This is a genomic window from Lysinibacillus sp. NPDC048646 (genome assembly GCF_050272295.1).
Classification (GTDB): Bacteria; Bacillota; Bacilli; order Bacillales_A; family Planococcaceae; genus Lysinibacillus.
Genome location: NZ_JBNNLZ010000005.1, coordinates 117,084 through 141,128, shown reverse-complemented (window position 1 = coordinate 141,128; position 24,045 = coordinate 117,084). Strand labels below are relative to the sequence as shown.

At 38.8% G+C, this 24,045-nt stretch carries 26 protein-coding genes and 2 other annotated features; of the genes, 22 read left to right on the top strand and 4 right to left on the bottom strand.

Annotated elements, in window-relative coordinates; genetic code table 11:
• The first annotated feature begins 249 nt into the window (after positions 1–249).
• From rsgA to metG, 4 genes are all read left to right on the top strand, one after another.
• Positions 250–1,323, top strand: a complete 1,074-nt coding sequence (gene rsgA, locus ACQKII_RS08335; protein ID WP_427458226.1) for a ribosome small subunit-dependent GTPase A — start codon at positions 250–252, stop codon at positions 1,321–1,323.
• 60 nt (positions 1,324–1,383) lie between these two features.
• Complete coding sequence (gene fosM, locus ACQKII_RS08330) at positions 1,384–1,806, top strand: FosM family fosfomycin resistance protein (protein WP_427458224.1); 423 nt, start codon at positions 1,384–1,386, stop codon at positions 1,804–1,806.
• Positions 1,807–1,938: 132 nt separating this feature from the next.
• Positions 1,939–2,586: an HAD hydrolase-like protein gene (locus tag ACQKII_RS08325; RefSeq protein WP_427458222.1), complete on the top strand. Its 648-nt coding sequence runs from the start codon at positions 1,939–1,941 to the stop codon at positions 2,584–2,586.
• Between the two features lie 193 nt (positions 2,587–2,779).
• Positions 2,780–3,034, top strand: a binding site (T-box leader).
• 51 nt (positions 3,035–3,085) lie between these two features.
• Positions 3,086–4,720 carry a methionine--tRNA ligase gene (gene metG, locus ACQKII_RS08320; RefSeq protein ID WP_427458220.1) on the top strand — a complete coding sequence of 545 codons (1,635 nt, stop codon included), beginning with the start codon at positions 3,086–3,088 and terminating at the stop codon, positions 4,718–4,720.
• A 96-nt stretch (positions 4,721–4,816) separates the two neighbouring features.
• Here metG and ACQKII_RS08315 read toward each other — a convergent pair whose 3' ends face one another.
• A complete protein-coding gene (locus ACQKII_RS08315) occupies positions 4,817–6,388 on the bottom strand; it encodes a 2-isopropylmalate synthase (RefSeq protein WP_427458218.1) in 1,572 nt (523 codons plus the stop codon).
• A gap of 161 nt (positions 6,389–6,549) precedes the next feature.
• Positions 6,550–6,807: a binding site (T-box leader), on the bottom strand.
• A 199-nt stretch (positions 6,808–7,006) separates the two neighbouring features.
• On the opposite strand from ACQKII_RS08315, the gene ACQKII_RS08310 reads away from it, so the two are divergent.
• On the top strand, positions 7,007–7,753 hold the full coding sequence (locus ACQKII_RS08310) for an HAD-IIB family hydrolase (RefSeq protein ID WP_427458217.1): 747 nt from the start codon (positions 7,007–7,009) through the stop codon (positions 7,751–7,753).
• 198 nt (positions 7,754–7,951) lie between these two features.
• Here ACQKII_RS08310 and ACQKII_RS08305 read toward each other — a convergent pair whose 3' ends face one another.
• On the bottom strand, positions 7,952–9,661 hold the full coding sequence (locus ACQKII_RS08305; RefSeq protein WP_427458215.1) for a methyl-accepting chemotaxis protein: 1,710 nt from the start codon (positions 9,659–9,661) through the stop codon (positions 7,952–7,954).
• A gap of 249 nt (positions 9,662–9,910) precedes the next feature.
• Between ACQKII_RS08305 and ACQKII_RS08300 the strand changes: the two genes are divergently transcribed.
• The 6 genes from ACQKII_RS08300 to ACQKII_RS08275 all read left to right on the top strand — a co-directional run bounded on the left by ACQKII_RS08300 (position 9,911) and on the right by ACQKII_RS08275 (position 13,667).
• Positions 9,911–10,405, top strand: coding sequence for a DUF1648 domain-containing protein (locus ACQKII_RS08300; RefSeq protein WP_427458213.1), 495 nt, complete (start codon positions 9,911–9,913; stop codon positions 10,403–10,405).
• A 137-nt stretch (positions 10,406–10,542) separates the two neighbouring features.
• Positions 10,543–11,199, top strand: a complete 657-nt coding sequence (locus tag ACQKII_RS08295; protein ID WP_427458211.1) for a YdeI/OmpD-associated family protein — start codon at positions 10,543–10,545, stop codon at positions 11,197–11,199.
• Positions 11,200–11,382: 183 nt separating this feature from the next.
• Entirely contained in the window at positions 11,383–11,817 is a 435-nt protein-coding gene (locus tag ACQKII_RS08290; RefSeq protein WP_427458209.1) for a DUF1801 domain-containing protein, read from the top strand.
• The gene (locus ACQKII_RS08285) at positions 11,814–12,191 is read left to right on the top strand and encodes a VOC family protein (protein ID WP_427458207.1); all 378 of its coding nucleotides are present in this window, start codon (positions 11,814–11,816) and stop codon (positions 12,189–12,191) included. Before ACQKII_RS08290 ends, ACQKII_RS08285 begins: the two co-directional genes overlap by 4 nt.
• Positions 12,192–12,209: 18 nt before the next feature.
• Positions 12,210–12,662 carry a nucleoside deaminase gene (locus tag ACQKII_RS08280; protein ID WP_427458205.1) on the top strand — a complete coding sequence of 151 codons (453 nt, stop codon included), beginning with the start codon at positions 12,210–12,212 and terminating at the stop codon, positions 12,660–12,662.
• A gap of 24 nt (positions 12,663–12,686) precedes the next feature.
• The gene (locus ACQKII_RS08275) at positions 12,687–13,667 is read left to right on the top strand and encodes a GNAT family N-acetyltransferase (RefSeq protein ID WP_427458203.1); all 981 of its coding nucleotides are present in this window, start codon (positions 12,687–12,689) and stop codon (positions 13,665–13,667) included.
• 175 nt (positions 13,668–13,842) lie between these two features.
• On the opposite strand, the gene ACQKII_RS08270 is transcribed toward ACQKII_RS08275, so the two are convergent.
• Complete coding sequence (locus ACQKII_RS08270; RefSeq protein WP_143996955.1) at positions 13,843–14,280, bottom strand: Rrf2 family transcriptional regulator; 438 nt, start codon at positions 14,278–14,280, stop codon at positions 13,843–13,845.
• A 191-nt stretch (positions 14,281–14,471) separates the two neighbouring features.
• Here ACQKII_RS08270 and hmpA point away from each other — a divergent pair, with 191 nt between their 5' ends.
• The 11 genes from hmpA to ACQKII_RS08215 all read left to right on the top strand — a co-directional run bounded on the left by hmpA (position 14,472) and on the right by ACQKII_RS08215 (position 22,279).
• The gene (hmpA, locus tag ACQKII_RS08265; RefSeq protein ID WP_427458201.1) at positions 14,472–15,638 is read left to right on the top strand and encodes an NO-inducible flavohemoprotein; all 1,167 of its coding nucleotides are present in this window, start codon (positions 14,472–14,474) and stop codon (positions 15,636–15,638) included.
• 355 nt (positions 15,639–15,993) lie between these two features.
• Positions 15,994–16,254, top strand: a complete 261-nt coding sequence (locus ACQKII_RS08260) for a metal-sensitive transcriptional regulator (protein WP_143996957.1) — start codon at positions 15,994–15,996, stop codon at positions 16,252–16,254.
• 44 nt (positions 16,255–16,298) lie between these two features.
• A complete protein-coding gene (locus ACQKII_RS08255; protein ID WP_427458199.1) occupies positions 16,299–16,640 on the top strand; it encodes a rhodanese-like domain-containing protein in 342 nt (113 codons plus the stop codon).
• A gap of 12 nt (positions 16,641–16,652) precedes the next feature.
• Positions 16,653–16,949, top strand: a complete 297-nt coding sequence (locus ACQKII_RS08250; protein WP_427458197.1) for a rhodanese-like domain-containing protein — start codon at positions 16,653–16,655, stop codon at positions 16,947–16,949.
• 82 nt (positions 16,950–17,031) lie between these two features.
• Entirely contained in the window at positions 17,032–17,586 is a 555-nt protein-coding gene (locus ACQKII_RS08245) for a sulfurtransferase TusA family protein (RefSeq protein ID WP_427458195.1), read from the top strand.
• Between the two features lie 15 nt (positions 17,587–17,601).
• The gene (locus ACQKII_RS08240) at positions 17,602–17,997 is read left to right on the top strand and encodes a DsrE/DsrF/DrsH-like family protein (protein WP_427458193.1); all 396 of its coding nucleotides are present in this window, start codon (positions 17,602–17,604) and stop codon (positions 17,995–17,997) included.
• Between the two features lie 83 nt (positions 17,998–18,080).
• The gene (locus ACQKII_RS08235; RefSeq protein ID WP_427458191.1) at positions 18,081–19,208 is read left to right on the top strand and encodes an MBL fold metallo-hydrolase; all 1,128 of its coding nucleotides are present in this window, start codon (positions 18,081–18,083) and stop codon (positions 19,206–19,208) included.
• Positions 19,209–19,261: 53 nt separating this feature from the next.
• The gene (locus ACQKII_RS08230; protein WP_427458189.1) at positions 19,262–19,489 is read left to right on the top strand and encodes a sulfurtransferase TusA family protein; all 228 of its coding nucleotides are present in this window, start codon (positions 19,262–19,264) and stop codon (positions 19,487–19,489) included.
• Positions 19,490–19,598: 109 nt separating this feature from the next.
• The gene (locus tag ACQKII_RS08225) at positions 19,599–20,375 is read left to right on the top strand and encodes a sulfite exporter TauE/SafE family protein (protein ID WP_427458187.1); all 777 of its coding nucleotides are present in this window, start codon (positions 19,599–19,601) and stop codon (positions 20,373–20,375) included.
• A gap of 10 nt (positions 20,376–20,385) precedes the next feature.
• Positions 20,386–21,093, top strand: coding sequence for a DsbA family oxidoreductase (locus ACQKII_RS08220; RefSeq protein ID WP_427458185.1), 708 nt, complete (start codon positions 20,386–20,388; stop codon positions 21,091–21,093).
• Between the two features lie 235 nt (positions 21,094–21,328).
• Positions 21,329–22,279: a c-type cytochrome gene (locus ACQKII_RS08215; RefSeq protein WP_427458183.1), complete on the top strand. Its 951-nt coding sequence runs from the start codon at positions 21,329–21,331 to the stop codon at positions 22,277–22,279.
• A 40-nt stretch (positions 22,280–22,319) separates the two neighbouring features.
• Here ACQKII_RS08215 and ACQKII_RS08210 read toward each other — a convergent pair whose 3' ends face one another.
• On the bottom strand, positions 22,320–24,014 hold the full coding sequence (locus tag ACQKII_RS08210; protein WP_427458181.1) for an FAD-dependent oxidoreductase: 1,695 nt from the start codon (positions 24,012–24,014) through the stop codon (positions 22,320–22,322).
• Positions 24,015–24,045 lie beyond the last annotated feature (31 nt).

Sequence of the window (24,045 nt, the reverse complement as noted above, 5' to 3'; positions counted from 1 at the left end):
ACACGCCTAAAATATACTTGTTGACCTTGTTTTGTAGCTAGTTAGATTTCTACATCAATAAGGCTACTTGTACATTCTCTTGAACGTGCCTGTGAAACCTTGTAACTGCCGAAATTGCAGATACAAGGTTTTTTATTTTTTCAGCAATTCAGTTGCTGCAAAAAGATAAGGCTTCGGTTAATGCATAGATGTTTTGTGCACAAATATGCTGAAGCGTAAATAACATGCATATATCAGGAGGAAAACAAATTGAATTTAACAACTTTAGGATTTTCATCATATTTTGAAGAACAAATGATGGTGTTTAAAGAGGAGTCAAAATTAGCTAACTGCATCCCAGCACGAGTGACTTTGGAGCATAAGCACTCCTATCGTGTACTGGCGGAAGAGGGCGAGTGGTTAGCAACGATTGCTGGACATTTCGCTTATACTTCATTAGGACGAGAAGACTTCCCAGCTGTTGGAGATTGGGTGTTGGTCGAAAAAATGGCAGGCGAGGAAAAAGTGATTATTCATAAACTATTTGAACGAAAGTCAGTTTTTTCACGCAAGGTTGCAGGTCGAGAAATAACGGAGCAAATTGTAGCATCCAATGTCGATATTGTACTCCTTGTTATGAGCTTAAATGCCGATTTTAATCTACGGCGTTTAGAACGTTATTTAGTAGCGGCCTGGGATTCAGGCGCTAAGCCGATAATTGTACTGACAAAGGCAGATTTATGTGACGACGTTGAGAACATGTTACGTGAGGTCGAAGCGGTCGCATTTGGTGTAGATATTTTTGTGACAAGTGCTTTATCAGGGGAAGGCTTATCAGATATTCGTGTCCTTTTTACTGAGGGGGTAACAGGTGCACTACTTGGCTCTTCAGGGGCCGGAAAATCTACATTGACAAATGCACTCAGTGGCGAGACGCTCATGAAAGTTTCGGATATTCGTGAGGACGATGCTAAAGGACGCCATACGACGACACATCGTGAGTTAATTGTACTTCCAAACGGTGGTTGTTTGATTGATACGCCAGGCATGCGTGAACTGCAATTATGGGATCAAGGGGATAGCTTATCTGCCAGTTTTAAGGATATTGAAGAACTATCTGCTGCATGTCACTATCGAGATTGCACGCATCAAGAAGAGCCAGGTTGTGCAGTTCAGCAAGCGATTATAGATGGAGCACTCGAAAGCTCACGTTTACAAAGCTACTTCAAGTTGCAGCGGGAACTCGCATTTATGGAACGTAAAACAAACACACAGGCAAGATTAGATGAGCAGCGTAAATGGAAGAAAATTGCGAAGGGCTTAAAAAAAGGTAAAAAGAAGTGATTAAGACGGAGCATGGTTATAAATGAAAAATCCGTGTCTTATTTTTAGGAGTGAAAGCGTGTGACAATACAAAACATCAATCATTTTCTATTTTCAGTTTCTAATTTAGAGAATTCTATAGCATTTTATCAGAATATCTTTGATGCAAAATTATTAGTGAAAGGTAGAAATACGGCTTATTTCGATCTGAATGGACTGTGGCTTGCTCTAAATGTAGAGATTGAGATTCCTCGCAATGAAATTCATCAGTCTTATACGCATATAGCATTTTCTATCCATGAAAATGATTACGATAAAATGTATGACAAGCTGGTCGAATACAACGTTAATATTTTGGAAGGTAGACAGCGAGATGTGCGAGATAAAAACTCGATTTACTTTACTGATCCAGATGGTCATAAGTTTGAATTTCATACAGGTACTTTGCAAGATAGATTAGATTATTATAAAAAAGAAAAAGAGCATATGGAATTTTTTTATTAATAATGTTAATCTTGGAATGCGATGAGAAGAAGGAGTAGGCTTTGCACCTAACTCCTTTCCTTATTTAATGAAGTTAAAGTGAAACTAAACCCGATTAAGGGACGTTTTCTTATTATGGGAAGAGGTGATTTTATGAAAAAGGCAATTATTTTTGATATGGATGGTACTTTATTTCAAACAAATCTAATTTTAGAGCCAGCTCTTACATCGACTTTTGATGAGCTTCGTGCAAAGGGATTATGGCAAGGTGATACACCAATCGAAAAGTATCGTGAAATTATGGGTGTAACTTTACCTGTTGTGTGGGAAACATTATGTCCAAAGCACTCTTTGGAGATTCGTGAAGAGAGCAACGCCATATTTCATACAAAACTAATCGAACAGATACAGAATCGTAAGGGTGCATTGTATCCAAACGCGGAGCAAACACTTGCGACGCTGTCAGAAAACTATTATTTGTACATAGCGAGTAATGGGCAGATGGAGTATTTACAGGCAATTGTTGAGACGTATCAATTAGAACGTTTTATTAAAGGTACATATAGCATTCAATCCATTTTAAGTGGTCATAAGTCAGATTTGGTTCGTAAAGTAGTCGTAGAAAATAACATACATCATGGAGCAGTTGTTGGAGATCGTGCCTCTGATATTCAGGCGGCTCAAGATAATCACCTACAATCAATTGGTGTACGCTTTGATTTTGCGCAGGAATCTGAATTACAAAAGGCGGATGTAGTCATAGACAATCTAAAGGAACTACTCACGGTGATAAAAATCTAGCAATTATTGATTTTTAGATGCTTTAGCGTTATCCCCAACATAATAATATTTATCCCCTAACTTTTTTAATATTTATCGAAAAGACATCTCGGTTTATCCTCAATTTTCACTTACTTATCCCAGTTATTTATAATATCTCCCAAGTTTGCATTGCAATTCATAAGGGAAAAGAGTAAAATGATGCCAATCTATAAAAAAAGCGTTGAGAAGGAAAAGTAAATTGGACAAGCATTTAATAGAGAGCCTCTGCTGGTGGAAACGAGGTAAATGAACCCTTTTGAAAATGACCTTTGAGCTTCGTACCGAAAGCTTTCGTAAGTAGGCTACGACGAGATGGGCACTCGTTATAACAGCAGCAGTATCTCTTATATGTGGATGTACTGATTGAGGCAAATAGTTTGAGCTATTTGTAAATATAGGTGGTAACACGGGTATACTCGTCCTAATCAGTAATGATTAGGGCGTTTTTTTTATTCTTTTTTCGAGGGGAGCATTTAGGATGACAATTATTATTGGAGGCGCATGGCCATATGCAAATGGTTCATTGCATTTAGGTCATATCGCTGCATTATTACCTGGTGATATTTTGGCTAGATATTACCGACAAAAAGGCGAGGAAGTTTTATATGTTTCTGGTAGTGACTGTAATGGCACACCGATTTCCATTAGAGCTACGCAGGAAAACACCACAACAGAGGCCATTGCCAATAGATATCATGAAGAGTTTACACAATGTTTTCAGGATTTAGGGTTTACGTATGATATGTATACAAGAACAGATGCTGAGCACCACCATGAATCCGTACAAACTATTTTTTTACAGCTGTTAGCAAATAATTATTTATATAAAAAGAAAATTGAACAGGCGTATTGTGAAAATGATAAGCAGTTTTTGCCGGATCGTTTTGTGGAAGGGATTTGTCCGAACTGTGGTGCGAAGGCACGCGGGGACCAGTGTGATAATTGTTCAGAAATATTAGATCCACTTGATTTAATTGATAAACGTTGTAAAATTTGTGGAAATGAGCCAGTGATTCGAGAGACAGAGCATTTTTATTTTGCATTCAGTCAGTTTCAGGGAAGGCTTGAGACTTATTTGGCTGAAGCAAAGGTGGAGAAACGTTGGCGCGATAATGCGCTAGGTTTAACAGCGCGTTATTTGTCCGAAGGTGTGCCAGATCGTGCAGTAACAAGGGATTTACCAAATGGTGTAGAAGTGCCGGTACCTGGCTTTGAAGGAAAGAAGATTTATGTGTGGATTGAGGCCGTGGCTGGCTATTTAACTGCAAGTATCGAATGGGCTAAACAGCACGATGTGGTCATCGAGGATCTATGGAATGAAGAAACAATTTCGTACTATATACATGGCAAAGATAATATCCCGTTTCATACAGTTATTTGGCCTGCTATTTTAATGGGCATTGGGGCGAAAGCATTACCCACACATATTGTTTCGAATGAATATTTGACATTAGAGAAACGGAAATTATCTACCAGCCAAAATTGGGCTGTATGGGTTCCTTATATACTAAGCCGCTATGATGCAGATTCAATACGCTATTTTTTAATAATGAATGCACCAGAAAATCGTGATACTGATTTTTCTTGGCGTGAATTTATCTATAGTCATAACGGTGAACTACTTGGCGCTTACGGTAATTTTGTGAATCGTACATTGAAGTTTTTAGAAAAATCATTTGACAGTCAAGTACCTCAGGCTGAGGTAGATGGAGATGTAAGAAAGCAGACTATCCGATTGTTTAGTGATGCTGGTATTGAGATTGAAGCGGGACATTTTAAGCAGGCCTTAGAGACGATTTTTGAATATATTCGTGCTGCCAATCGCTTTTTTGATGAGCAACAGCCGTGGTTGCAAGTCAAGGAAGACGTTGAGGCAGGGAATCAAACACTCGCAACATGCGTTTATATTATTGCCAATCTTAGTCAGCTACTGCAACCATTTCTACCGTTTTCCTCTGAGAAAATTCGAGAGATGTTAGGTGTAAAGGAAGTGATGTGGCATGAGCAAGTGGAATTGCCATCAGTCATTGGAGAGGTGACGCCGCTGTTTGACCGTCTTGATGTTGAACTGATCGAAGAAGAATATCAAAAATTGGTAAATGACAGTAAATAACAAAAGCAGTATGACTATCTTTCTCGTCATACTGCTTTTCCATGTTTATCAATAACGCTTTCCAGCCTTATGAACTGTGGATCGCTCAAGACTGACCTAGTTCATAACAGGGGTTAATTTCGCCACAACGATGCTGTTAATAGCATTCATATAGGCAAGGGCACTTGCTTTTAAAATATCTGTATCCGCTGCTTTTGCGATATACTTTTCGCCTTCATGTTCGATTGTGATTTTTACCTTACCAAGCGCTTCTTTTCCACGAGATACACTATTAATATTATACTCCACTAACTTCACATCAATTTTGGTGATTTCTGCAATCGCAGAATACAACGCATCAATTGGACCAGAACCAACTGCACTAGCTTTTAAAACTTCGTCACCTTTCCGAATTTTCACGCTCGCAGATGGGAAGCTTGCATTACTGACGACTTGTAGATCAGCGAAATCAAAGAATTGATCACTATAATGTGTAGCATTGGCATGGTTTGCATCGTGCTTTTCATAATAGCTTTCTACAATTACATATAAATCATGGTCGTATACTTCTTTCTTCGCATCGGCTAGCTTTAAGAAGCCTTCAAAGATTCCTTCAAATTCTTCAGAAGAAAGGTTTGAGAATCCAAGTTTTTCAAGGGCATTCTTCACGGCATGTCGGCCTGAACGTGCAGTTAGCACTAGCTCCATGTCATCTAATCCAACGTCTTCAGGATGCACAATTTCGTAGGCATCACGTGATTTTAACAGGCCGTCTTGGTGAATGCCTGATGAATGGGCAAATGCATTGTCTCCAGTAATTGCCTTGTTCACTTGTACATCTAAGCCCATAAAGCTTGATACAAGACGTGATGTATTCATAATCTCTTTTGTATTGATTCGTGTTTCAGCATTGTAGACAGAACTGCGTGTTTTTAATGCCATCACGACTTCTTCTAGTGCAGCGTTACCAGCGCGTTCACCAATACCGTTAATCGTACATTCAACTTTGTCAGCTCCATTTTTAATGGCTGCAAGTGTGTTAGCCGTTGCCATACCAAGGTCATTGTGACAGTGCACACTTAGCAGAACGCTATCGTTTAGATTTTTCATGCGGTCATTTAGTTTATAGATCATCGCTCCAAATTCCTCGGGCTCTGCGAAACCAACTGTATCAGGCACATTTATCATCGTTGCGCCAGCCTTCATTACCGCTTCTATCGTTTTCCAAAGGTATTCGAATTCAGAGCGAGATGCATCCTCTGTAGAATATTGGACTTGCGGTAGAAGTGTTTTTGCATATTTTACAGCATCCACACCTATTTGAAGAATCTGCTCTTTAGATTTACTAAATTTCTTTTCAACATGAATGTCAGAAGTACCAAGCACCATATGAATCATTGGATTCTCCGCATATTTTACAGCATGATAAACAGCATCAATATCTGCCTGTACCGCACGTGCTAAAGCTGTAATCATAATATCATTTGTGTTACCGACTTTTTGAGCGACCGCTTTCACAGCATCAAAGTCACCTTGTGATGAAGCAGGGAAGCCAGCTTCGATAATATCGACGCCTAATTTTTTGAGTTGCTGTGCAATCTCTACTTTCTCGTATAAGTTCAGTTTTGCTCCCGGTACTTGCTCGCCATCACGTAAAGTTGTATCAAACACCCAAATTTTTCTTCCCATTTTCAAACACTCCTTTTGTTTAATTAAAATATTTCAAGCTGAGCATGACGCATCCCGTAAGGTTACCCCCACTGATGAAGTTTCACTTTATGACCAGTGGTCGTCGAATATTAACGAGCACCCTCTACTTTAAAATAAAAAAAACCCGTCTCTATATAAAATATAGAGACGAGTTTTTGCTCGCGGTACCACTCTAATTGACCTTTTCTTTACAGAAAAAGTCCCCTTATCAACAGCTATCACTGTCTATCCCTATAACGGGGGAGTCCGACATCCCTTACTTTACAGCGCCTTAGCGAAGTTATAGTTCAGGGAGTAGCTCATGGACGAGTTCAAAATGTGTGTCTACCGGTTTGCACCAACCACCGGCTCTCTACAAGTACACAGGCATTTTTACTATTTCCAATCTAGGCCTACAATGTGTTGTTGAAAGCAATAATACTTTGATATTGGTATTCTGTCAACAATATTCTAAAAATTTTTTGTTTTCTGTCTTAATGTAGGTCGGCTGCATTAATATCAAGAACTATAAATTAATAATAATTGGATTGCTGCTAGTAAAGCCAGATTTTATGGGATAATAGAAGGTGATTTTATACATAGAAAGTAGGCGTGACAATGAAATTTGTCTTTGATTTAGATGGCACAATTTGTTTTAAAGGACAGCCATTGAGCCAAGGTATAACAACTACATTGGAGAGCTGTATGGCAAATGGCCATGAGATAATCTTTGCGTCAGCACGTCCAATTCGTGATTTATTGCCTGTATTACCAGAGTCGATGAGAAAACTTTCAATGGTTGGCGGCAATGGGGCTTTTGTGGCGAAAGATGGTGAGACGATTGAAGTATGCGCTTTTCCAGCAGAGATGGTGGAAGCAATCTCTAAGATTATATCAGCATTTAAATGCCCATATTTAATCGACGGTGACTGGGATTATGCGTACACAGGTAGTGAAGATCATCCGATTTACCAAAATTTAGACCCGCTGAAGCTTGCAAAAAAAGTAGTATTTGATGAACTAAGGGACATTGTGAAAATTGTATTATTTCCAGGTGAACAACATAAAGAAATACTCGCAGAGCTAGTAAAGTTACCAATCTCGTTATATGAGCATGCGTCAGAAAATATTATCGATATAAGTCCTAGTGGCATTGATAAATGGGATGGCTTAAAAAAATTAGGTGTTTTGGAAGGTGATTTTATCGCATTTGGTAATGATGCAAATGATAAAGCGATGTTTGTAAAGGCCAAGGAAAGTGTATGTGTGGGTGTGCATGAAGTACAGAAGTATGCTACTTTACAAGTGCCTAGTGAAGAAGCAGCAGTAATTGCCATGCTACAAGAATTAAGTGAAAAGTATTAAAGTAAAATGCATATGGCAGGTAAATCTAGCCTTGCTATGCATGAGATTTCGTTGTGTTTTCATAAAGAAAAGAATCTGCGAAAATAAAGAAGTAAATCAGTCAAGCCCCAGTAGACGCATATGCGCCTAGCGAGGCTTGCTGCTTATTTACGGAAGGTGAGCAAATCTAGCCATTTATCCAGTGGATGGAGGGTCTTATTAAATAACCTCTTCTTTTTGCACCTTGAAGCGAGAAACTTGTGTTTGTAATTCCTCAGCCATTGTAGACAGTGTAGCTGCAGAAGCGGCCACTTCTTCAATTGTTGCTAATTGCTCTTCAGAGGCTGAAGCCACATTTTGCAAGTTTGCGGACGACATTTGTGCGATTGTGGCAATTTCATCGAAAGATGCATATATTTGTTCAGCACTTGATGACATCTCCTCAGAAACAGTTGTCGCTTCTTGAATTTGCATCGATACATGTTTAATGAGTTCGACGATTTTTGAAAAGCCTTCCTCAGCCACCTTTACAACCTGTATACCAATCTGAACCTCTTGAGTTCCTGTATCCATCACCGTTACTGCACGATTTGTATCTTGCTGGATTTCTGAGATTAAACCTGCAATTTGTTCAGCAGACTTTTTAGACTGTTCAGCTAATTTTTTAACCTCGTCAGCCACGACTGCAAACCCGCGACCATGATCACCTGCGCGTGCTGCTTCGATTGCTGCGTTCAGTGCTAATAAGTTTGTCTGCTCTGCGATGTCAGTGATAATGCTAATGATACTACCAATTTCCACCGAATGGCTTCCTAGATTTTTGACAACTATTGCTGATTCTAATACGGCATTATTAATGGTATCCATCTGTGTAATGACGCGCTGTAATGAGCCATTCCCTTTGTTTGCCTCTGTATTTGTCTCAATTGTGAGTTCAGAAACAGCAGCGGTTGTTGCTGCTAATTGCTGGATACCCTTGGTCATCATTTTCATTGCCTCAGAACTCTCGGTAGCATTTTTTCCTTGCGCTTCAGAGCCACTGGCTACTTCTTGAATAGAAGATGTGATCTGCTCTGTTGCTTGAATCGTTTGATCAGCGCTCGCAGTTAATTCTGCTGCAGAAGCACTAACTTGCACAGTGTTATGACGTACGTTCGTAATTAAATCCTTTAAATTTTGAGCCATTTGATTAAAAGCGAGGGCTAAATCGCCAACCTCATCACGATTCTTGATGCGAATTTGTTCAGCTGTTAAATCGCCTTCTGCAATTTTTTTTGCAGCTTTTGCCATACCATTGATTGGTCGGGAAATAATGCTTCCCATTACCATAGCAATTATCAGACTAATGACAACGGCAAGTGCCCCAAGTAAAATCATTTGAAACTTAATAGATTGAATTTCATTTGATGTAGCAGTAATTTTTGATTCTACAAATTCTTTTTGATAATTTGCGAGGTTTTCAACCCGTTCATCAAATTGTTTAATAATGAGGCGGCCTTGTGTGCTATCCAACTTTTCATATTGTTCGGTTTGTCCATCATTTTTTAAAGAAAACATACGATCTGCGAACTGCTGAACGTTTTCCTCACTTTTAATAATGGCCTCTAATAATTCAATAGATTTTTTGGACTCGAGTGATGTCATTAAGTCATCGGACTTTTGTTTGAATTCATCCCGGGAGTCTTTATTACTTTGAAGATTTTGCTTATCCCCTAATAGTAGATAGCCTCGCATACTAACAATCTCTTGTTTTGCGATAGCGCTGAGCTCTTGAATACTAATAGATTTAGTCGTCTGTTCTTCGAGTAAATCACGGTACGTACTATTTACTGAATTCAGTTGTTTGAAGTTTAAACCTATTGTGCCAATTAAAACGAAAATGACAATTAAAAAACCGAGTAATAATTTCTTATAGATAGTAAATCGCATGTTTGAAAAATCCTTTCTTGGTAGATTAGTAGAAATGTTACAAAAAAATGAAATATGTATATATAACATTTATATCAGATTATATGAAATTTACAAAGTATTATGAGTATTTTCATGGTGATTATTATATAAATTAGAGAAGTAAGTCGTAGAAAAATAGAATTTTAGGGCTATTACATTAAGTGAACTTGAAACTTAATATGACGTGATACGTACAATAAATGAATGATTAAACAAGGATGTGTGCCGATGTACAGACCAATTTTAAAATTACCAAAGACGAGATATGAAAAGGTGTGGGACTATATTGGTGGTGGGTTATTTGTTGTGTCTATCTTATATATTGTTGTGATATGGGGAAAAATACCCGATGAAATTCCAGCGCATTTTAACGGTGCGGGAGAAGTGAATCGATGGGGTTCTAAAATCGAATTATTTATCCTTCCGTTGATAGGGATATTTTTGTGGGTTTTACTGTGGCTACTTGAAAAAGCACCACATATGCATAACTATCCTGCACGTTTAAACGAGAGTAACGTTGAGAAATTTTATTTAAATAGCCGAAAAATATTAAATGAAGTGAAAAATTTTTGCTTAATTTTATTTGCATTCATCTCATTCCAAATGGTTCACATTGCTTTAGAGAAAGTAGAGACATTAGGCTGGTGGTTCCTACCATTCGTACTGATTGGAACAGCCATTCCGATTCTAAAAGGTTTAGTAACTTCTTCAAAAATTAAATAGTAATGTTTCCATTACGGATGTATAATTTTATGTCCGTAATACTTTAGTTACAGAAAGGAGGCGTCTCCAACTTTTGAGACGTCTCCCTTTTTTGTGCTAAATTTAGGATACTTGAAATTGAAAGAGGTGCGAAAGACATGCAAAAGAAATTTAAATTAAAGGATGGGCTCTCGCTTACAATTCTAAACCAGCCACAGGAGATGATATTAGATGGGATTTCACACGCGGGCGATGCTCCGTATGATCGTATCATTTCCTTTGTGTTTTCAGTTGATGACATGGTAACTTATTTACACAGTACGCTCAAGGCTAATGTGCTAGCTGAGCAAGGCTATTTATTTTTCGTATATCCAAAAAAGGGTAATAAAAAGTATGAACAGTTTATTCATCGTGATGAAATTTTCCCAGCCATTCAGGTAGATGAAGAAAAATATATTGTCGGTAGTGATTATAAATTTGCAAGTCTTATGTCTCTTGATGAGACGTTTTCCATTTTGAGCATTAAGAGAGATAGTAAGGCGCGTGGTAAGAAAAAGACCGCAAATAGTCAATGTGTTAGCGATTATGAAAGCATGGTTCCGCAATTGCGAGACCAGCTTGTAGAAAATGTAAATGATTTAGCCTTTTATGATGGACTAACACCAGGGTATCAGAAGGACTGGGCTCGCTATATTTATAGTGCGAAAAAGGAAGAAACACAGCGAGCACGTTTAGATGAAATGCGGGAAATTACAAGACAAGGCTTTAAGACGAAAGAGTTACATCGAAAAGCAAAAAGTGAAGGAAATGCATAATTTAATAAAGGTTTCTTAGTAAAAACGCAGCGGAGGAAGAATCTATGGGACAATAGCGATTACACGCAAATAACTTATTATTATTATGTGTAGAATGCTTTCATAGCTGCTTTGAAGTTTTCTGCAAAGGGAGATATATTGTCTAGGGGCAAACGACACTATGTTAAAAAGTGAGGGCAAAGTATGAGTACTTATATTGAACAAGTAGATGAAAAATGGCGCGATAGTTTGACTAAGCTAGTGGAGGTAGTGGAATTTAATTTACCAGATGGCTTTGAACGAACAATGAACTATGACATGATAAGTTATGTTGTGCCGTTATCAATATATCCGAAAGGTTACCATGTAACGCCAAATACTCCGCTGCCGTTTATTAGTCTTGCAGCTCAAAAGAGGCATATAGCTGTATATCACATGGGCATATATACAGATAAGGCATTGCTTTCTTGGTTTCAAGACGAGTATGCCAAGTGTGTACCCACAAAGCTAAATATGGGGAAAAGTTGCATTCGTTTTACGAGTTCTAAAAATATTCCTTATGATTTGATTGGCGAACTTGTATCAAAAATGACACCAGCTGAATGGATTCTCAAATATGAAGGAGAATTAAACAAATGAAAAGTGCTACAACATTTTTGATGTTCCAAGGACAAGCGCACGAGGCAATCCAGCAATATAAACAATGGTTTACAGATTTAACAGTGGAAAATTTGACTTATATGGAGAATTCTCAGAAAGTTGCAATGGCTGTTCTTAATTTAAAAGGTCTGAAAATTATGATGAATGATAGTATAGAGAAGCATGACTTTACTTTTACACCTGCCACATCTATTTTTGTAGAATGTGAGACACTTGCAGAAATAGAAAGCCTGGTAGCGCTAATATTGGAGGGTGGACAAGTATTAATGCCTCTTGAGAATTATGGGTTCTCTAAACAATTTGCCTGGATTGAGGATCGTTTCGGTGTATCCTGGCAGTTTACGTATAATTAAGTAGAGGGAGGAGTATATATGAATAAATGGATGGAACGAGCTGTAGAGCTAGCGCTTAAAAACGTTGCGCAGGGAGGCCAGCCATTTGGAGCTATATTAGTGAAAGACGGCGAAATCATTGGCGAGGGAGTCAATGAACTTCATCTACGTCCAGATAGTACGGGGCACGCAGAGTTATTAGCATTACGACGTGCACAGGAAAAACTAGATTCTATCGATTTAAGTGGTACGGTGATGTATGCAAGCGGTGCACCATGTCCAATGTGCTTTGGTGCAATGGCGATGGCTGGTGTAGATAAGGCCTATTTTGCCAATTCACTAGCAGATGCCATAGCGGTAGGTTTAGGTCGCTCAAGTGAGGTATACGCTGACTTACAGAAGACTGAGACTGATCGGGTATTTCAAATGATACATTTACCAGTAGAGGATGAGGAAAAAAATCCGATGCATGTTTGGTATAAAAAAGCGTAATAACGATTAAAAGGAGAATATGGTATGGCAGTAACTTTAGTGAAGCACGACATTAAATATGCAGAAGCGATGCATGCATTATCTTCAATGCCACAGGTGAGAGATGCACTTGGGTTACCAGTCGGCAAAGTAGAAGATACGATAAATTTTATTAAACGAGAATGTATAGATGAAGAAGCGGGCAAGACTGTTCCTCGTGTTGTCTTGAACGAGGAAGGACAAGTCATCGGTGTGACGGCACTGATGTTTATAGACCATACCAAAAAGAGCTGTCATATTGGTTCATGGCTTGGTTATGAATTTTGGGGAAAGGGCTATAATCTAGAGGCAAAAAATGCAATACTAGAAATTGCGTTTTTTGAGTTAGGGCTAGAGCGCGTTTTTGCAGGGGCAAGAAAGGTCAATATTCGCTCCCAAAAAGCGCAAGAGAAAATACCATTTATCCGTCTAGGTGTAGAGCAGGATTTTTCCCAAGAACATTCTTGGTTAGAGGTGAAGGAAAAACAACCATGTGTTTTAAATGTCTTTGAACGTGAGGATTTTGTTCGTCACTGTACCTCTCTAGAGAAGGTAGAAGAGTCACGTGAAAGCTATTTGCCACAGTTATTGATTGCGGATGAAAGTGAAGTAGCCGTTCGTCAATATATGAATGAAGGTGACTTATATGAAATTAAGTGCGGTGAAAAATTAGCGGGTATTGCCTTGCTCATTGCACACTCTGCCACAACCGTTGAATTAAAAAATATCGCCATCGTACCAGCGTTTCAAGGTAGAGGTATTGGTAAAGTAGCCTTGCAAAAAATTACAGCAATTAGTGCATCGCAAGGTTATAAAAACATTATTGTAGGCACGGCAAATTCCAGTATTGATAATATTGCTTTCTATCAAAAGTCTGGTTTCCGTATGGAAGCAATTGAAAAAGATTTTTTTAGTAGTTATCCACAACCAATCTATGAAAATGGTATTCGTGCCTTAGATATGATTTTGTTTTCAAAGGTACTATAAATCGAGGCGAAACACTCCTCGATTTTTATTTTGTCGTGAAATCGAGCTGTGAAAAAAACCTACATTAGAAGAAGCAGCTGTCCTATCCTTGGAGAGGTCTTGTCATTACAGGTTTATAAATGTCAACTAAGTAAAAAAGAAATACCCGCTCAACCAAAAGTTGGGACGGGTATTTCTATTTGCCGAGCAATAAAGCCATCAATTTTTCCTTGGAATGTAAAAAATCATCGAGTGAATAGCGATCCAGTACGGCTAAATAAGCTTGCAGTGCTTCATATAGTACGCCTTTTAGCTGGCATTCAGGGGCTATTTTACAGAGGTTATTTTCTTTATCAAAGCACTCCACCAGGTGAAAGTCTTCTTCGGTATGGCGCACAATTTCACCGATTGTAACAGTCTTTGGATCAATTGCCAGACGAATACCGCCACCGCGCCCGCGGATCGTTTCAATATAACCAAGCTGTCCAAGCTGGTGTGTCACCTTCATTAAATGGTTTTTTGATATATTATAGGCATCTGAAATTTCTTGAATAGTTGATAGTTGACCGTCTTCCTTCGCTCCTAGATAAATAAGTGTCCGAAGGGAGTAATCTGTGTATAAAGTTAATCGCATTAGAACACCCTACTTTCTAAAGTTCTTAAATAATTATAGCATTATCCTCTATTTCATAGTAATATGAATGCCTTTTGAAAAGATGTATTTAAAATACATTAATTATGTCTATTTTGTTAAAGATGTATTTAATATATTGCTTTAGGGGATTGAAAGCGTTATATTGTAATCACGAAAGGATGGTATGCGATATGTTAAAACAAGAAACAGTACAAATTATTAAAGCGACAGTTCCAGTATTAGAAGTTCATGGTGTAGCAATTACAAAGACGTTTTACAAAAATATGTTTCAGGCTCATCCGGAATTATTAAATATTTTTAATCACACGAACCAAGAACAAGGGCGCCAACAGACAGCGTTAGCAAACACTGTTTACGCGGCAGCTGTTCATATTGAAAATCTAGAGGCTATTTTACCGGCAGTTATGTTAATCGCTCATAAACACCGTAGTTTAGGTATTTTACCAGAGCATTACCCAATTGTAGGAGAATACTTATTAAAAGCGATTAAAGAAGTTCTTGGAGATGCAGCAACAGACGACATTATTAATGCATGGGCTGAGGCGTATGGCGTGATTGCAGATATCTTCATTCAAGTAGAAGAAGAGTTATATCAAAAAGCAGCGGTAAATGGTGGGTGGCGTTTATTCAAACCATTAAAAGTAGCAAAAAAAGAAGTTGAAAGTGACCTTGTAACTTCTATTTATTTTGTCAACGAGGATGGTTCTCTGTTACCAGCGTATGAGCCAGGACAATATATTAGCCTTCGCGTGAAAGTGCCTGGGGAAGATTATTTAATGAATCGTCAATATACACTTTCACAAGCAACAGCAGAAGATGGGTACCGCATTTCTGTAAAACGTGAAAGCGATCATACACCAAACGGTAAAGTATCAAACTTCATTCATGACGTTTTACAAGTTGGTGATTTGGTAGACGTAAGTGTTCCAGCAGGTCTATTTGTTTTAGAAGAAACATCTGCACCAATCACATTTGTAAGTGGTGGTATTGGCGTAACACCATTAAATAGTATGCTTCAATCTTTAAAAGACGATGCGGCAAATGAAGTGAACTTCATTCAGTGTGCTCGCAATGAGAAAGTTGTAGCATTTAGTGATGACATTAAAGAAAAAGTAAATACTCTTCCAAATGCAACATATACCGCGTTATATTCTGATGAGGACAAGCTCATTACGAAAGAATTATTGGCTGAAAGCGTAGCGAATAATACGGATGTGTATGTATGTGGCCCTTCTGGCTTTATGGAAGCGGTTATTAAAAACTTACATGAAATTGGCGTTGCAGACGAAAAAATTCACTATGAATTCTTTGGTCCAGCGATGCAATTAGCCAAATAAGAATAAAATTTCCTGTTATGAGCGTTTCCTCGCTTGTGGCAGGTTTTTTTATTTTAATGCATGTGTTTTGACGGATAGAACTCTCGAAGTGGTGGATAGAACCATGAAATTGATGGATAGAACTCTCAAAGTGATGGATAGAACCATGGAATTGATGGATAGAACTCTCGAATTGACGGATAGAACCATAAATTGATGGATAAAGCGCACGCGCCGCACGGACAGATTGATAGGATTTAACAAGACATGCAACAAAATATGTTTATGCATTCATGTTGACATTATACCTAATGGGGTATAATATAAAACACGTAAGCAAGTTGAATATTTTATTCGGAAGGAGGCGTGCACAAGAATGGCGTACGATGCAAAAGCAGCAAATCGAGTGAAGCGAATGGAAGGTCAATTGCGTGGGATCTTACGTATGATGGAAGAGGAAAAAAACTGTAAGGACGTTATTACACAGCTATCTGCGGTGCGTTCAGCAGTTGATCGGACTATTGGCGTTATTGTCAGTGAGAATTTGTTGAATTGTGTAACGACTGCCGAAGGAGATTCGGAAAAAATGAATACGGCTATTCAAGAAGCGATGGATTTAGTCGTGAAAAGTAGATAAATTATATATACCCTTTGTAGTATGGAGTTGGGAGGAACTATCACTTGGAAACATGGATTATCATTGCGATCGTTATTGCATTTTTAGTGTGGCGGATGAAGCCAACAAAAGGTGTCCAGTCAATATCGGCAGCACAACTAAAAAGTATGTTGAATGATAAGGACAAAGTATTTGTGGATGTGCGAACGGCAGCTGAATACAAGGGGCGTAATATTCCGCAATTTAAAAATATCCCACTTGGCTCTAACTTTGACAAACTACCGAAAGATAAAGAAATTGTTGTCATTTGTCAAAGTGGTATGCGTAGTAGTCAAGCTTGTAAGCAACTTAAAAAACAAGGATTCGAGCGTGTAACAAATGTTCGTGGAGGCATGGGCGCTTATTAGGAGGACAATGTTATGAAAGAAGTTTCGGCAAAACAAGTACAACAAGCGCTAGAACAAGGGCAAGCTTTAAGACTGATTGATGTACGTGAAGTAGATGAAGTGGAATCTGGGCATATCCCAGGCATCCTTCATATTCCGTTGGGCTTATTGGAATTCCGTATGCATGAGTTAAATAAAAATGAACCATATATTATGGTATGTCGTTCAAGTGCCCGTAGTGGTCGAGCTACACAATATTTAGAAGATCGAGGTTTTAATGTAACAAATATGATTGGCGGCATGCTTGCCTGGGAAGGTGAAGTGCAGTAAGAGCTTGTATGGCAGATTTTCTTAGCACCTCTCTATATTTTTTTATCTAAAATAATACCCATATAGGTATAAGGAGGAAGTTATGAGTAATAAAGTAGATTTTCAGCTAGATGCAAAAGGGCTATCGTGCCCTATGCCCATCGTGAAAACGAAAAAAGCAATGGCTGATTTAGTGGATGGTCAAATTTTAGAAGTCTTAGCAACGGATAAAGGTTCTAAGGCGGATATTGCTGCTTGGGCAGAAACTGTAGGTCATCAATACATTGGTACAACAGAAGAAGATGCTGTGTTAAAGCATTATATTCGTAAATGTGCAAACGACACTGTAACGGAAAAAGCGTTTGAACCGACTATTGAGTTGGCTGAAATGGTTGGAAAAAAAGGGCTACTATTAGATGTACGTGAAGAGGTAGAGTTCGCCTTCGGTCATCTTGATGGAGCAATATCTATTCCAATGGGCGATCTTGTGGCACGTATCTCGGAGCTTGATAAGGAACAAGAGATATATGTAATTTGTCGTACAGGAAAGCGTAGCGATTTTGCAGCGCAAAAGCTTGTTGAAAATGGTTTTACTAAGGTATATAACGTACTTCCAGGTATGACAGCTTGGACGGGCGAACTAATAAAAACTATGTAATTGGAGGAATTTAATATGTCAAACAAAGTAGCAATTATTGCAAGTAATGGTGGTCTTTTTGACGCGTATAAGGTATTCAATATCGCAACAGCAGCTGCGGCTTCTGACAAAGAAGTAGCAATTTTCTTCACATTCGAAGGGTTAAATTTAATTCACAAGCAAGGTATGCACGCACTACCAATGCCTGCTGGAACAGAACATTTTGCTGAAGGCTTTGCAAAAGCGAATGTTCCTGCTATCCCGCAATTAGTAGAAATGGCGCAGGAATTAGGTGTGAAGTTTATTGCATGTCAAATGACAATGGATGTCATGGGTTTAACAACAGAGGATTTAGTAGAGGGTATTGCGGTTGGAGGCGCTGTGACGTTCTTAGAATTTGCTAAAGATGCCGCACCATCATTAACGTTTTAATTTTTTGTATATAACAATAAGCGGAGAGGCATGTCCTTTCCGCTAAAAAAATCAATAAAATAATACCTTAGGGGGTACTTTTAGTGTCAATACAACAATGGAGCGCTGCAGATGTAGCGAAAAAAGTTATTCATAATGATGAATTATTTATTTTAGATGTGCGTAATGCGGATGCATTTGAGGATTGGAAAATTGATGGACATAAGTTTGAGTACCTTAATATTCCGTATTTCGAGCTCTTAGATGGTGTAGAAGGAATTTTACCGAAGATCCCGACTGACAAAGATGTATTAGTTGTTTGTGCGAAAGAGGGCTCGTCGGTGATGGTGGCTGAAATGTTAGCGGAAGCTGGGATTACAGTTGGTTATTTAGCAGGTGGTATGAAAACGTGGAGTGAATATTTAGAGCCGATTAAAGTAGGGGATTTAACAGGTGGAGGCGAGCTTTACCAGTTCGTACGTTTAGGTAAAGGCTGCCTTTCTTATATGGTAATCTCTGAGGGTGAGGCTGCAATTATTGACGCGGTTCGTTTCACAGAAGTATTTACAAACTTTGCAAGTGAGAAAAACGTAAAAATCAAGCATGTATTTGATACACATTTACACGCAGATCATATTTCGGGTGGGCGTCATATTGCAGCTGCAACTGGTGCAATGTATTATCTGCCTCCGAAAGATGCAGAAGAGGTTGTATATGATTATGAGCCATTAGTAGATGGTACTTCGGTACAAATTGGTGCATCCAAAATTGATGTAGGAGCCGTTTATTCGCCAGGTCATACAATCGGTTCAACATCGTTTGTTGTTGACGGCAAATATTTAATGACTGGGGACATTTTATTTATAGATTCAATTGGACGCCCAGATTTAGCTGGACTTGCAGAAGATTGGGTTGGGGATTTACGTGAAACGCTTTATAAACGTTACCGTGAACTTTCGGATGATTTAGTTGTGTTACCTGCTCACTTTATGATTATTGATGAGCTAAATGAAGATGGCACTGTGGCTAAACCTCTAGGTGAATTATTTGCTGAAAACCATGGTTTAAATATTGAAGACGAGGCAAAGTTCCATAGCATTGTAACAAATAATTTACCACCACAACCGAATGCCTACCAAGAAATTCGTCAAGTGAATATGGGTAAAATTACGCCGGCTCAAGATGAGCAAACCGAAATGGAAATCGGACCGAATCGCTGTGCAGTGAGATAGTGCCTGGCACACACACAATTCACACACAATTAGCACACAAAAAGGAGATTAACATGAATTCAAGTTTACAGTTAGATGCAAAAGGTTTATCTTGCCCTATGCCCATCGTGAAAACGAAAAAGGCAATGGATACTCTAGCTTCGGGTGAAATTTTAGAAGTGCAAGTAACAGATAAGGGTGCTTTAGCAGATATCCCAGCTTGGACAAAAGTAGGAGGTCACACAATCCTGGACCAATCCGAAGACGCTGGTGTCATTACATTCTTTATTCAAAAAGCGTAATGTGGTTGGTGAGTGTTCGAGCTTGGACACTCACCTTTCGTCTTCATTCAAATGAAGCTTTCGGGATGTTTATTACCCAGAGGTGTAATGAAAGAAAGAAGGAAAAATAATGGATTTAACATGGATCATTACAATATTTTTAATCGGTTTTGTAGGTTCATATGTGTCGGGAATGCTAGGTATTGGTGGCTCGATTATTAAATATCCTATGTTATTGTATATTCCACCTTTACTTGGCTTTACAGCGTTTACAGCACATGAAGTATCGGGTATTAGTGCTGTACAAGTATTTTTTGCTTCGATTGCAGGGGTGTGGGCTTACCGTAAAGGTGGCTATTTGAATAAGTCACTCATTATTTATATGGGGGCAGCTATTTTAGCTGGTAGCTTTGTCGGTAGTTATGGTTCTCAATTTTTATCGGAGACAGGTGTTAATGTCGTATATGGTATATTAGCATTGATTGCAGCGGTGATGATGTTTATCCCGAAAAAGCAAATTGATGATAAGGCAATGAATGAGGTTAGCTTTAATAAAGTGTTAGCAGCAATTCTGGCGTTCATCGTGGGGATCGGTTCAGGGATTGTTGGAGCTGCAGGTGGCTTCCTGCTCGTACCGATAATGCTTGTTGTATTAGGGATTCCAACACGCATGACGATTGCTTCAAGTTTAGCAATTACCTTTATTTCATCCATCGGTGGTACAATAGGAAAATTAATGACAGGCCAAGTTGATTATTATCCGGCAGCGATAATGATTGTAGCTAGTTTAATGGCTGCGCCATTAGGAGCAAAAGCGGGGAAAAATATGAATACGAAGGCATTGCAAAGTATTTTAGCTGTACTGATATTGGCAACTGCCATAAAGATTTGGATGGATATTTTGTAGGGGGGTTATTATGAAAGTCGAAATATTTTCTGATTTCTCCTGCCCTTTTTGTTATATAGGGGAAAAGGAATTAGAGCGAGCGATTGAAGAGGCTGGTTATACTGGACAAGTAGAAATAGAATTTAAAGCGTTCCAAATTGATTCGGGGGCACCAAAAGAAAAGGGCCAAGACTTTTATGAATATTTAATAGCTTATCATAAGGTGACATTAGAAGAAGCGAAGCAAATGACGGTTGGTATTGTGGAGCGAGCAAAGGAAGTAGGGCTTGCCTATAATTATGATGACATGAAAACGGCGCATACAGAGAAGGCTCATCGCTTATCAAAATGGACAAAACAATATAGTAAAGAAGTAGCTTATCATAAAGCTTTAATGGCTGCCTATCATATAGAAGGTAAAGATTTAAATGATGAGGCTGTTTTACTAACGGTTATCGAAGACATAGGCCTAAACGTCGTTGAAGCAAAGGAAGTGCTTTCTTCGAGTGATGCTTTTATAGAAGAATTGAATGAGGATCGTTACGATGCACAACAAATTGGTGTGCAAAGTGTACCGTTTTTTGTATTTGAAAATCGTTATGGGATTAAAGGGGCAGAGCCAAATGAAGTTTTCGTACGTACATTGCATCAAACTGCTGAAATGGTAGGTGTGAAGTCCTCGTTGAAAATGGTTGGCAATGGGGAAAATGCATGTGCGGATGGAGAATGTAAACTTTAATAGAATGGCAGTGATCGAGTACAGCGATGTGCTCGGTTTTTTTCTAGCATAAAGCAAGATATACATAAAGGGGTATTAAGTCTAGTTTTTTCTGTTGTAGCACAATTATCGTTTCTATATTTATCCAATTTTGTTGTATATAAGGTTCAAATATAAAGACTTGTGAGAAAAATCACATCCATAAATACATTATTTTGCTAAAGTAAAGTTAACGATACAGAGGGGGGTATGAAAGATGAAAGCGATAGTAACGGGGATAGCCGGAACGGTATTATTAGCTGGTTCACTTTTTGTGGGAGCGGTCATCAGCGATAAAATCTTAGGTGATGCGAATGGAGAAACAGCAGATGCGACGCTACAAACACAAATACCGACAACAGCAGCTTCTCAGAAAGTTGTCTACGCACCACCAAGTATCGAAGAAGTACCAGATGGACCTATGAAAGAAGCTATTTTATATGGTTATGAGCTTGTGAATAATACACATGTTGCCGCAGATGAATACGTTGGAAATCAATTATCTTGCACAAGTTGTCATGCAGGAGCAGGTTATGATGAACAAGCCTCGTCATTAGTGGGTGTTATGGCAAATTATCCACAATACATTGGTCGTTCAGGAAGTATTGTAACAATTGAAGAACGTATTAATGGCTGTATGATACGAAGCATGAATGGTAAGAAATTTGAAATCAATAGTGATGAGATGGAAGCGATGGTAGCGTACTTTGCCTATATTTCACAAGGTGTTCCAATAGGGGCAGAACGTGAATGGGCTGGTACGAGTAATATGAAGAGCGTTCCCGTTCCTGATGTAGCGAATGGTGAGGAACTTTATGCACAGTCTTGTATCGCTTGTCATGCTACAGATGGCTCTGGTACTGGTGCAAATACAGGCCCGGCATTATGGGGTGAAAATTCCTTTAATGATGGAGCAGGTATGGCACGTCTGTCAAAAATGGCTGGTTACATTCAAAATAACATGCCGATAGGTGCTGGTGGGACCTTAACAGATCAAGACGCTTCTGATTTAGCTGCATATATTTTAGCGCAGGATCGACCTGAATGGGCAAATCATGATAAAGATTGGCCAAAAGGTGGACGTCCGAACGATATAATGGACAAAGAGAAACGAGAACAAGTAAAAAACAACACGATTGATTGGGAGCAAGTGCTTTCTACGAATTAAACCACAAGGGATGCTGCAATTTAGCGGCATCCCTTTCGTCTTATTTGAAGTTATAGGCTGTAACAATTTTTTCTCGATTTGTTGTCACGTCATTAAAGTATTCATACAAGCAAATGCCTAAGAATGATCCTGCTATATTATAAACGTTAGAGTAGCCATTATTTTGTAGAGCCATAACGGCATTATAACTGCGCTGACCAGAGCGGCAGTGTACATAAATTGGTACATCCTTTGGAATTTCGTTCATACGTTCACGAAGCTCACTTAGTGGAATATTAATGGCGTTAATTAAATGTCCAACCTCATATTCATTTTTCTCACGGACATCCAAGATATACGCGTTATTTTCAACTAAATCTCGAACCATCTCTACATCAACTTGCTGGTAATGACCAAATAACTGATTTTGTGCAACTAGTGCTGCTAGATTAACAACATCCCGCGCTGTACTAAACATCGGAGAGTACGATAGTTCAAGCTCTTTTAGGTTTTCTAATGTACCGCCCATTGTAATCATTGTCGCAATGACGTCGATTCGTTTGTCGGCATTGCCCTTTCCGATAGTCTGAGCACCAAGAATTTTCCCTGTTGGCACTTCGTAGACAAGTTTAAAATGTAGAGGATTGCTATTTGGCATTAAGCCTACTTTGTCGGGTGCTATAATATATACACTTTTTGCTTGGAAGCCATTCGCAAGCGCTGTTTTTTCATTTAACCCTGTGGCAGCGCACGTCAGATCGAAAATTTGCACGCTTGCAGATCCGATTACTCCTTTGTTCTGTTGAGACATATTATACATATGATTGGCAGCTGCGCGTGCTTGACGCTGTGCAGGGCCTGCTAGAGCAAGGCGAGTTGGTTTATGAGTTTGTTGATGGAATACTTCAATTGCATCGCCAACAGCGTAAATCGATGGATCAGAAGTAACATAGTTGCCATCTACCTGTATACCACCTAGTTCACCGATTGTAAGCCCTGCCTCTTTGGCTAGAGAAGTTTCTGGGCGAACGCCAATCGCAAGTACGACAGCCTGCGCTTTCACTTGTTTACCAGAGTTCAGTTCTACATAATCTTCGGTTACTTTAGCGAGACCATCATTCACAATGACGTGGATACCTTTATCCATCATTTCTTTGTGTAAAATTTGTGCCATATCGTAATCGAACGGCATCATAATTTGGTTACTAAATTCGACGAGAGAGACGTTGAAACCTGCAAGACGTAGATTTTCTGCCACTTCTACACCGATAAAGCCACCACCAATTACGGCAATATCTTCTATATCATCACTTTTAACATAATTGTTTAATCGTTCGATATCTACTACATTACGAACAGTAAATACATGAGGAGAATCGACGCCCGCTAAGTTTGGTACGATGGGACTTGCGCCAGGAGATAGCACCAACGTATCGTAGCTTTCTTCATAGATAGTGTCGTTTATTAAATTCTTTACAGTTACGGTCTTTGCATCGCGGTTAATGGAAACTACTTCTTGACTAACTCGTGCTTCGATATTGTATTTTGATTGAAAAGCCTGTGGTGTCATTAAAATCAATTTGCTACTGTTTTCAACGATTCCGCTTAAATGAAACGGTAAAGAGCAATTTGAGAACGATACATTGGGACCTTTTTCAAACATAATAACCTCGGCTTGTTCATCTAAGCGACGAATTCTTGCGGCTGTTGTGGCACCGCCTGCAACGCCACCTATTACTAAAAACTTTTTACTCATGTACATACACATCCTTTTATTTTATTGTTTT

Coding starts and splice junctions, on each gene's coding strand:
- ACQKII_RS08210 (WP_427458181.1), bottom strand. CDS start 24,014: ATGAGTAAAAAGTTTTTAGTAATAGGTGGCGTTGCAGGCGGTGCCACA.
- hmpA (WP_427458201.1), top strand. CDS start 14,472: ATGTTAAAACAAGAAACAGTACAAATTATTAAAGCGACAGTTCCAGTA.
- ACQKII_RS08295 (WP_427458211.1), top strand. CDS start 10,543: ATGCAAAAGAAATTTAAATTAAAGGATGGGCTCTCGCTTACAATTCTA.
- ACQKII_RS08270 (WP_143996955.1), bottom strand. CDS start 14,280: ATGCGATTAACTTTATACACAGATTACTCCCTTCGGACACTTATTTAT.
- ACQKII_RS08260 (WP_143996957.1), top strand. CDS start 15,994: ATGGCGTACGATGCAAAAGCAGCAAATCGAGTGAAGCGAATGGAAGGT.
- ACQKII_RS08310 (WP_427458217.1), top strand. CDS start 7,007: ATGAAATTTGTCTTTGATTTAGATGGCACAATTTGTTTTAAAGGACAG.
- ACQKII_RS08240 (WP_427458193.1), top strand. CDS start 17,602: ATGTCAAACAAAGTAGCAATTATTGCAAGTAATGGTGGTCTTTTTGAC.
- ACQKII_RS08325 (WP_427458222.1), top strand. CDS start 1,939: ATGAAAAAGGCAATTATTTTTGATATGGATGGTACTTTATTTCAAACA.
- metG (WP_427458220.1), top strand. CDS start 3,086: ATGACAATTATTATTGGAGGCGCATGGCCATATGCAAATGGTTCATTG.
- ACQKII_RS08215 (WP_427458183.1), top strand. CDS start 21,329: ATGAAAGCGATAGTAACGGGGATAGCCGGAACGGTATTATTAGCTGGT.
- ACQKII_RS08250 (WP_427458197.1), top strand. CDS start 16,653: ATGAAAGAAGTTTCGGCAAAACAAGTACAACAAGCGCTAGAACAAGGG.
- ACQKII_RS08315 (WP_427458218.1), bottom strand. CDS start 6,388: ATGGGAAGAAAAATTTGGGTGTTTGATACAACTTTACGTGATGGCGAG.
- ACQKII_RS08275 (WP_427458203.1), top strand. CDS start 12,687: ATGGCAGTAACTTTAGTGAAGCACGACATTAAATATGCAGAAGCGATG.
- ACQKII_RS08290 (WP_427458209.1), top strand. CDS start 11,383: ATGAGTACTTATATTGAACAAGTAGATGAAAAATGGCGCGATAGTTTG.
- ACQKII_RS08225 (WP_427458187.1), top strand. CDS start 19,599: ATGGATTTAACATGGATCATTACAATATTTTTAATCGGTTTTGTAGGT.
- ACQKII_RS08230 (WP_427458189.1), top strand. CDS start 19,262: ATGAATTCAAGTTTACAGTTAGATGCAAAAGGTTTATCTTGCCCTATG.
- ACQKII_RS08245 (WP_427458195.1), top strand. CDS start 17,032: ATGAGTAATAAAGTAGATTTTCAGCTAGATGCAAAAGGGCTATCGTGC.
- ACQKII_RS08305 (WP_427458215.1), bottom strand. CDS start 9,661: ATGCGATTTACTATCTATAAGAAATTATTACTCGGTTTTTTAATTGTC.
- ACQKII_RS08220 (WP_427458185.1), top strand. CDS start 20,386: ATGAAAGTCGAAATATTTTCTGATTTCTCCTGCCCTTTTTGTTATATA.
- ACQKII_RS08280 (WP_427458205.1), top strand. CDS start 12,210: ATGAATAAATGGATGGAACGAGCTGTAGAGCTAGCGCTTAAAAACGTT.
- ACQKII_RS08300 (WP_427458213.1), top strand. CDS start 9,911: ATGTACAGACCAATTTTAAAATTACCAAAGACGAGATATGAAAAGGTG.
- ACQKII_RS08285 (WP_427458207.1), top strand. CDS start 11,814: ATGAAAAGTGCTACAACATTTTTGATGTTCCAAGGACAAGCGCACGAG.